The following is an 8,214-nucleotide window of genomic DNA, read 5'->3' on the forward strand; positions in this document are numbered from 1 at the left end:
GTCCAGGGCGTCCTGAAGTTGCGATTTGGCGCTGGTGGCGCGGGCCAGGTCGGCGGCGCCCAGGCCGGCCACGCAAATGGGGCCCATGGCCAGCGCCGCCACGATAGCCACGTTGCCCCGATCGTCGAAGGAGCGAAGTAGCCGCCGGGATCCGGCGAGAAGTGACCTACGCATTGCAATCATCCTGACGGGAGTAGTGATCGTCAGGCTCGGAAATATCGCCGGGAGGGCTAACGGCCCTTTAGGCCAATACGTTAAGTCGCGTTTACTATTCTTGCCGACGTATTGTTTGCTGAACGGCGTCAATCTGGGGCCATGTTTCGCTCCCCGCGTAGATCTTGGGCCGCGCGCAGTTTCCGGCGCGACGAGCAGGGTGCGACAGCGGTCGAGTTCGCCTTCGTGGCGCCGGTGCTGTTCTTCGCCCTGCTGTCGCTCGTCGAGGTCGGCATGCTGGGCATGATGATGATGAGCGTCGACGCCGCTGTCCTGGACGCCGCCCGACGCATTCGCACAGGCCGAGACGACGCGGCGACCTCGGCCCAGGCGTTCGAGGATCAGATCTGCAGCCACATCGGCGGCGGTCTGACCAATTGCCGCAATCGGCTGATCATCAGCGTGAAGAAGTACGCGAAGTTCTCCGACGCCAACGCGGTGGCGGCCCAGGCGCCCGACGGGACGTTCGACAAGGGCGGCGCAGGCGACATCATCATCGTGAAGGCCAACTACACCTGGCCGCTGCTCACGCCCTTCCTGGGCAACCTGGAGCGTGTCGGCCCGACCAACGTCGTCATCCCGGCCCGTGCGGCCTTCAAGAACGAGCCATTCGATTGACCCGCTTCCTCAAAAGGATGGCGGCCGACCGACAGGGGGCCGCGGCCGTCGAATTCGCCCTGATCTTCCCCCTGCTGTTCGTGCTGAACATCGGGGCGGCCGAGGCGCTGCAGGTCTATCAGGTGCAGCGCAATGTCGCTCACATGGCTGCGGTGATGGCGGACATCACGGCGCAGAGCCGAACCGTGACCGACGCCGAGCTGCAGGACATTCTCAGCGCCAGCCTGTCGATCATCCATCCGTTCCCGCGCACCACGCTGCAGCAACGGGTGACCAGCCTGTCGGCGAACGATACGGGGACCGTGTCTCAGGATTGGACGGCCAAGAAGGATTACAACGGCTCCTCGCCAGCCAGCGTGCCCAGCGGCTACCTGGGCGCCAACGAGAGCGTGATCGTCACCGACGTGATCTACGACTACAAGCCCACCTTCGGCCTCTTCCTGCCCGACACCATCCGCTTCACCCGGCATGCCTATGCGCGTCCCCGCCTGACCCAGAAGGTGGAGAAGATCGCCGGCTGAGAGGGCGGCCTGAATTCCCGGTTCAAGGGAACCGGCGAATGTTCTAGAAGCCCCGCTCCGGATGGGTGGCCGAGTGGTTTAAGGCAGCGGTCTTGAAAACCGCCGTGGGTGAAAGCTCACCGTGGGTTCGAATCCCACCCCATCCGCCACTCGTCAGCCTCTCGGCCCGGATCGTGGGGCAGGACGCGGCCGTAGGGCGGCGCATGTCCGTGACTGGGTGCGGCCCGCCCATCTGCTCGAGCACGCGCAGATCGGCCATCGGACAGATCACCGAATCGATCGGGCAAGGTCTGGTTAACCCTGTTGCAAGGTTCCCCGACGACCCTTCCGGCTGAGAGTCGGAGGCGGACATGGCGAACTCCAAGCGTGGCGGGCAGGCGGCGCGGCTGGCGATCATCCTGCTGGCGGGCGGTTCGCTCGCGGCGTGCGCATCGGTGCAGCCCCGCTACCCCAGTCATGGGAGCAGCGCCTCGAACAAGCCCGGCGCGACGGCGGCCGTCCGCAAGGTGGGCAAACCCTACGAGGTGGGCGGCGTCTGGTACGTCCCTCAGGAGGATCCTAACTATGACCGGCGCGGCGTGGCGTCCTGGTACGGGGACGCCTTCCACCTGAAGGCCACCGCCAACGGCGAAATCTTCGACATGAATGCGGTCTCGGCCGCCCACACGACCTTGCCGTTGCCCTCGCTGGTCGAGGTCACGAACCTCGACAACGGCCGGAAACTGGTGGTTCGGGTCAACGATCGCGGGCCGTTCGTCGACAACCGACTGATCGATCTGTCGCGTGAGGCGGCCGTGCAGCTGGGTTTCCATCGCCAGGGCCTGGCCAATGTCCGCGTGCGGTACGTCGGGCCCGCGCCGCTATTGGGACCGGCTGACGGCCTGCGCTACGCCAGCGCCAAGCCGCTCCCGACGCGGGCGGCTGCGATCCCCGCGGCCGCCGCCCCGCTGGCCACGTCGGCTGACCCCCTGATGGAGATCGCCGCCGGCGCGCCCGCGCCCGCGCCTCGCGTCGCGATGGCCCGCAGCGAGCCGATCGGCGCGCAGACGCTGCCTCCGGTCACCGGCTCGGAGATCTCGCGCGCGCCGCTGGGACCGTTGCCGTCGAGCCAACCGGTCGTCCTGGCTCAGGCGACGGCGACGCCAGGTCTGAGGATCCAGGCGGGCGCCTTCTCCAGTCAGGTCAACGCCCAGCGCGCGGTGGCCCAACTCTCGGGCGCGGGCGCCGCCAGCATCGAGACCATCGAACGCGACGGCATGATGCTCTATCGCGTCGTTATGCCCGCGCCGGCCGACGAGGCCGCGGCCTACGCGCTGCGCGATCGGGTTGCGGAGATCGGCTTCAGCGAGGCGCGTGTCGTCCGCCTCCACTGACCCAGCGACTGGGCGGTAGACAAACCCTCCGAACCGGCCAATTTGGCCGCGTGGCACGCGGTCGGTTCATCACGTTCGAAGGCGGCGAGGGCGCTGGGAAATCCACCCAGGTCCGGCGGCTGGCCGCCCGGCTGACGGTGGAGGGCCGCGAGGTGGTGACCACGCGCGAGCCGGGCGGCTCGCCCGGCGCCGAGAGCATCCGCGAGCTGGTGCTGAAGGGTTCGGCTGACCGCTGGAGTCCGACGACAGAGACGCTCCTCATGTACGCCGCGCGCCGGGATCATATCGAGCGCGTCATCCGTCCGGCGGTGGAGCGAGGGGCCTGGGTGATCTGCGACCGCTTCGCCGATTCGACGCGGGCCTATCAGGGGGCGGCCGGAGGCGTGGATCCCGGGTTCATTTCGGCTCTGGAGACCTACATTCTCGAAGGCACACGGCCCGACCTGACCCTGGTGTTCGATCTGCCCGCCGAGGTGGGGCTGGAACGCGCCCATGCGCGGGCCGGAAGCGAGATGCGGTTCGAGTCCAAGGGCATGGCGTTCCATGAGCGCCTGCGCGAGGGCTTTCGCGCCATCGCCGCGGGCGAACCGGACCGCTGCGTGCTGATCGACGCGGCCGGCGCGATGGACGCCGTCGAGGCCGCCGTCTGGGCTGCGGTCGCCGAGCGCCTGGCCGCCCATGGCTGACGCCGAGGTCCCGCATCCGCGCGAGGTGTACGATCTGCAGGGCCAGGACCCTGCGGAGGCGGCCTTCGAGGCGGCCCGCGCCCGGGGCCGTTTGCACCACGCCTGGCTCCTTACGGGCCCGGAAGGTGTAGGCAAGGCCACCTTCGCCTACCGCGCGGCGCGTCGTCTTCTTGGGGCCCCCGCCGACCTCGAGTATGGCGTGCTGGGCGTCGATCCCAACCATCCGGTCGCCCGGCAGGTGGCCGCTCGCAGCCATCCCGATCTGCTGGTCCTGGAGCGGGAGGGCCCCGACGGCAAGCCGCGCAAGGTCATCCCGGTCGACGACGCGCGCAAGCTGGCCGAGTTCTTTTCGAAGTCGCCGGCCAGCGCCCCGCACCGGGTGGCCATCGTCGACGCCGCAGACGATCTGAACGTCAACGCCGCCAACGCCATCCTGAAGACGCTGGAAGAGCCGCCGCCGCGCGGCGTCCTGCTGATGACGTCTCACTCGCCGGGTCGCCTTCTGCCCACGATCCGCTCGCGCTGCCGCAGACTGGCGTTCCAGCCTCTGGGAATCGGCCCCACGACCGACTTCATCAGCGCCCGCACCGACCTGGGCTATGAGGAGGCCCAGCGCCTGGCCGAGATGGCCGACGGCGCGCCAGGGCTGGCGCTCTCGCTGGCGGCGTCCAATGCGCTCGCCATGGACGACGCCGCCCGCGACCTCCTGGCCGATCTGCCGCGGGTGGATGAGAGCCGCGCGCTGTCGATCGCCGAGAAGTTCCGGGGCGGGGAGGGACCGGTTCAGTTCGCCCTGCTGTTCGCCCGTCTTGCCGATCGGGTGCATCGACTGTCGGTCGACCAGGCGAGCCAGGGGTTCGGCCGGCTTGATCCGTGGGCCCAGGCGTGGGAGACGCTCCAGCGGCTTCCGCGCGAGGTGGAGGCGCTGAATCTCGACCGCGCCGACGCGCTGTTCACGGCCCTTTCGGAGCTCCGCCAGGCCGCCAGGGCCTAGCTACGACCCCATGCTGATCGACAGCCACGTCAACCTGCACGCACCGCAATTCGACGAGGACCGCGACGCGGTCATCGCCCGCGCCCGCGAGGCCGGCGTCCGGCTGATGGTCAACATCTCGGACCGGGTCTCGAACTTCGACAAGGTCCGCGCCCTGGCCGACCAGCCCGACATCTGGTGCACGGTCGGCACGCATCCGCATGAGGCCAAGGAGGACCCCGGCCTCAGCGCGGAGACGCTGATCCGCCTCGCCGCCGATCCGCGGGTCGTCGGCATCGGCGAGTGCGGCCTCGACTTCCATTACGACCTCAGCCCGCGGGACATTCAGGCCCAGGTGTTCCGCGTCCATGTGGTGGCCGCGCGCGAAACGGGTCTGCCGCTCGTGGTCCATACCCGCGAGGCGGACGACGAAATGGGGCGTATTCTCGAGGACGAGTACGCCAGGGGCCCGTTTCGCCTGCTGATGCACTGCTACACCTCGGGCGCCGACCTGGCCCGACGCGCGGCGGCGATGGGGGCTTGGTTCTCGGTCTCGGGCATCGCCACGTTCAAGGCGGCCGAGGATGTTCGGGAGGTGATCCGCGAGATGCCCGGCGACCGGATCATCGTCGAGACGGATTGCCCCTACCTGGCGCCGGTTCCGCACCGGGGCCGCCGCAACGAGCCGGCCTACATCGCTCACGTGCTCGCCAAGCTGGCCGAAGTCCGCGGCTGGTCGCTGGACGAGGCGGACGCCAGGACCACGGACGCCTTCTTCAACCTCTTCAATCGGATCCCGCGACCATGAGCGGCACGCTGGAGGTCACGATCCTGGGCTGCGGTTCCTCGGGCGGTGTGCCAAGAGCCGACGGAGACTGGGGCGACTGCGACCCGTCCAACCCCAAGAACTTCCGAATGCGATGTTCGCTGCTGGTGCGCCGCCTGGGCGAGGGGCCGCAGACTACGGCCCTGATCGATGCTTCGCCCGAGTTGCGCATCCAGACGGCGCGGGCGGCCGTCACCCGCGTGGACGCCGTTCTGCTCACCCACGACCACGCCGACCAGGTCCATGGCCTGGACGATGTGCGGGCCTTCTACCTGCGCCAGCAGGCGCGGATCCCGTGCTGGATGGACGCCGCCACCGACACCACCATGATGCGCCGCTTCGGCTACATCTTCGAAGGCGAGGGCGGCTATCCCGCCATCTGCGACCGCCAGCTGATCCCGCCGCACGGAACCGCGTGGGCCGTCGACGGCCCCTCGGGCGCGATCCCGATCACCACTTTCGACCAGGATCATGGCGGCGTGCGCTCGGTCGGCTATCGGTTCGGCGGCGTCGCCTATTCCAGCGACGTGGTGGGCCTGGACGATGCGGCGTTCGAGGCTCTGGCCGACCTGGACGTCTGGATCGTGGACGCGCTCCGCCGCCGGCCGCACCCGACGCACGCACATCTCGACCGGGCGTTGGAATGGATCGAACGGGCCAAGCCCAAGCGTGCGATCCTGACCAACATGCATATCGACCTCGACTACGCGCAACTCCTCGCCGAGCTGCCGGCGGGGGTCGAGCCGGCCTATGACGGCATGACCTTCGAGCACGCGCTGTGACCTTGAGGCTGGGTTTCCTTGCCTCGGGCAACGGCTCCAGCGCCGAGGCCATCGTCGACGCCATTGCAGCCGGACGCCTGGACGCCGAAGCGCGGCTGGTCGTCAGCAACAAGAAGAGTTGCGCGGCCTTCGACTGGGCCGCTGCGAAGGGAGTCGCCACGCTGGCGATCCCGACGATCGCCGATCCGGACACCGCCGACGCGGCGTTGGCCCAGGCGATGGCCGACGCCGGCGTCGATCTCATCGTGATGTCCGGCTACCTGCGCCGCCTGGGCCCCCGGACCCTGGCGCGTTACGCCGGCCGGATCATCAACATCCATCCGGGTCCCCTGCCGCAGTTCGGCGGGGAGGGGATGTATGGCGCCCGCGTGCACCAGGCCGTGGTGGCGGCCGGCCTGACCGAGAGCGCCGTCGTCATCCACGTCGTCGACGAGGAGTACGACCACGGCCCCGAGATCGACCGTCGCGTCGTGCCCCTGCAGCCCGGCGACACGGCCGAGGCGCTGGAAGCGCGCGTGAAGGCGGCCGAGCCGATCTTCTTCGTCGAGACCCTGCAGCGCCTGGCGGCCGGAGAGCTGGCCCTGCCCTAGAGCCTGTCCGGAACAGGCTCGATCTCTTTGATTTCGCAGGCGTGTCGGGCGAAGCTGGCGTCCATTTTCGCCCAACGCGGTCTAGGCGGGCGCCCGCGCGGCCTTCCGTCCAGCGAGATGGGCCGCGAAGTAGCAGGGGATCGCCAGGGCCGAGAGGCAGGTGAACGCGAAGAGCGTCCAGCTGTAGGGGTGAGCCACGCCCTGGGCGATCAGCTGATCCACCATGATTCCGCTGCCCGTGATGCCCAGGCCCAGGCCCACAACGTTCAGCGACATGATGTAGAAGGCCACGACGGTCGCGCGCACCTCAGGCGGGCAGAGCTCCTGCACCGCCGAGAACGTGGGCCCGTAGAACGCGCCAAGCTGGAAATAGGCGACCGACAGGCACACCCAGAAGATCGGGCTGTCCGGTTCGATCAGGCGGTAGGTGAGGTTCACCGGCAGCAAGGCGAGCAGCAGCCAGACCATGAACATGGTCCGGCTCTGTCCCGTCGCGGCCACCCAGCGGTCGCTGGCGACCCCGCCGAACAGGTTTCCCGCGACGCCCGCCACGCAGGAGATCAGTCCGCTGAGGATGGCGATCTCGGCCTTCTCGAAGCCGCGCTCGCGCACCAGCCAAAGCTGGTCGAACGCCGCCGCGCCCAGGACGAAGTGCACGCAGACGCCCGCGAGAATGGTGAGCTGCAACGCTGGCGACCCCTTGAGCGCGCCCATGAACACCTTCACCAGGGCGCCGATGTTCGGCCGCGCGACGTGAGTCTCGGGCTTTGGGCGGGGGTCCTTCACGGTGAGGACCACCAGCGAGAACAGGACGCCCACCGCGCCTAGCATGAAGAAGCAGTTCCGCCAGCCGATCGCGGGCCCCAGGACGCCGGCGATGAGCAGGCTCACGCCCACGCCAATGGGTACGCCCATGTAGTAGAAGCCCGACGCAAAGCCCCGTTTTTCCGGAGGAAAGCGATCCGCGATGAGCGACATCGACGTGGGCGTCAGCGCCGACTCGCCCACGCCGATGAACACGCGGGGGATCGCCAGGCCGATGAAGCTCTTGGCCAGTCCGGAGGCGGCGGTGAGGGCGCTCCACGCGAACATGGCGCTCGCGATCAGCCGTGGCCGATGCACAAGATCCGCCAGAGCCCCCATGAACACGCCCGCCACAGCGTAGAAGACGATGAAGACCAGGCCGGTCAGCAGCCCGAACTCGGTATTGGTCAGGTTCAGGTCGGGCACGATGAAGTTCGCGAAGCTGGACAGCAGCTGTCGGTCCACGAAATTCAGCACGTTCATGAAGGTGAGCAGCACGAGCAGGCCGTAGCCGCCGCGCTTCAGGTCCGCGTCGCCGTCGGAATGCGCCATGATCTTCCTCCCAGCGCGGCGGGTCTGACGCCCGTCTCACGTGACGCCGATTGATGACCTGTCCGGCGGCGCTTGCAATGCTGTCTCTACGGAACGAGCCTGAGCGCCATGCTGGAACGACGAGAACTGATCCTTGGAACAACCATCGCAGCCCTTGGCGGCGCCGCGGTCGCGAACACGCCGGCGGACAAGCCGATGTACGGCCTGATCGGCAAGATGCTGGCCAAGCCGGGTCAGCGCGACGTGTTGTTGGCGATCCTGCTCGACGGGACCGGC

General features: G+C 68.6%; 10 protein-coding genes and 1 tRNA gene. 9 read left to right on the forward strand and 2 right to left on the reverse strand.

Going from position 1 to position 8,214, the window contains the following annotated elements; all coding sequences use genetic code 11:
- Positions 1–183, reverse strand: a 183-nt coding sequence (locus EPN98_RS24490; protein ID WP_366558454.1) for a pilus assembly protein TadG-related protein, incomplete at its 3' end; no start/stop codon positions are given.
- A 132-nt stretch (positions 184–315) separates the two neighbouring features.
- On the opposite strand from EPN98_RS24490, the gene EPN98_RS03840 reads away from it, so the two are divergent.
- The 9 genes from EPN98_RS03840 to EPN98_RS03880 all read left to right on the forward strand — a co-directional run bounded on the left by EPN98_RS03840 (position 316) and on the right by EPN98_RS03880 (position 6,582).
- The gene (locus tag EPN98_RS03840; protein WP_293360576.1) at positions 316–831 is read left to right on the forward strand and encodes a TadE/TadG family type IV pilus assembly protein; all 516 of its coding nucleotides are present in this window, start codon (positions 316–318) and stop codon (positions 829–831) included.
- Positions 828–1,352, forward strand: a complete 525-nt coding sequence (locus EPN98_RS03845; RefSeq protein ID WP_293360579.1) for a TadE/TadG family type IV pilus assembly protein — start codon at positions 828–830, stop codon at positions 1,350–1,352. The genes EPN98_RS03840 and EPN98_RS03845 overlap by 4 nt, the downstream gene beginning before the upstream one ends.
- A gap of 59 nt (positions 1,353–1,411) precedes the next feature.
- Positions 1,412–1,501, forward strand: a tRNA-Ser gene (locus EPN98_RS03850).
- 201 nt (positions 1,502–1,702) lie between these two features.
- Positions 1,703–2,725 (forward strand): septal ring lytic transglycosylase RlpA family protein, encoded by a 1,023-nt coding sequence (locus tag EPN98_RS03855; RefSeq protein ID WP_293360582.1) that lies wholly within the window; start codon positions 1,703–1,705, stop codon positions 2,723–2,725.
- 50 nt (positions 2,726–2,775) lie between these two features.
- The gene (gene tmk, locus EPN98_RS03860; protein WP_293360585.1) at positions 2,776–3,411 is read left to right on the forward strand and encodes a dTMP kinase; all 636 of its coding nucleotides are present in this window, start codon (positions 2,776–2,778) and stop codon (positions 3,409–3,411) included.
- Positions 3,404–4,405, forward strand: coding sequence for a DNA polymerase III subunit delta' (locus EPN98_RS03865; protein WP_293360588.1), 1,002 nt, complete (start codon positions 3,404–3,406; stop codon positions 4,403–4,405). Before tmk ends, EPN98_RS03865 begins: the two co-directional genes overlap by 8 nt.
- Before the next feature lie 10 nt (positions 4,406–4,415).
- Complete coding sequence (locus EPN98_RS03870) at positions 4,416–5,192, forward strand: TatD family hydrolase (protein WP_293360591.1); 777 nt, start codon at positions 4,416–4,418, stop codon at positions 5,190–5,192.
- Entirely contained in the window at positions 5,189–5,992 is an 804-nt protein-coding gene (locus EPN98_RS03875; RefSeq protein ID WP_293360594.1) for an MBL fold metallo-hydrolase, read from the forward strand. The genes EPN98_RS03870 and EPN98_RS03875 overlap by 4 nt, the downstream gene beginning before the upstream one ends.
- Positions 5,989–6,582, forward strand: coding sequence for a phosphoribosylglycinamide formyltransferase (locus EPN98_RS03880; protein WP_293360596.1), 594 nt, complete (start codon positions 5,989–5,991; stop codon positions 6,580–6,582). Before EPN98_RS03875 ends, EPN98_RS03880 begins: the two co-directional genes overlap by 4 nt.
- Positions 6,583–6,663: 81 nt before the next feature.
- Here EPN98_RS03880 and EPN98_RS03885 read toward each other — a convergent pair whose 3' ends face one another.
- Entirely contained in the window at positions 6,664–7,938 is a 1,275-nt protein-coding gene (locus EPN98_RS03885) for an MFS transporter (RefSeq protein WP_293360599.1), read from the reverse strand.
- Positions 7,939–8,214 lie beyond the last annotated feature (276 nt).

The sequence above is a fragment of the Phenylobacterium sp. genome (assembly GCF_004299445.1).
Taxonomy (GTDB): Bacteria; Pseudomonadota; Alphaproteobacteria; order Caulobacterales; family Caulobacteraceae; genus Phenylobacterium.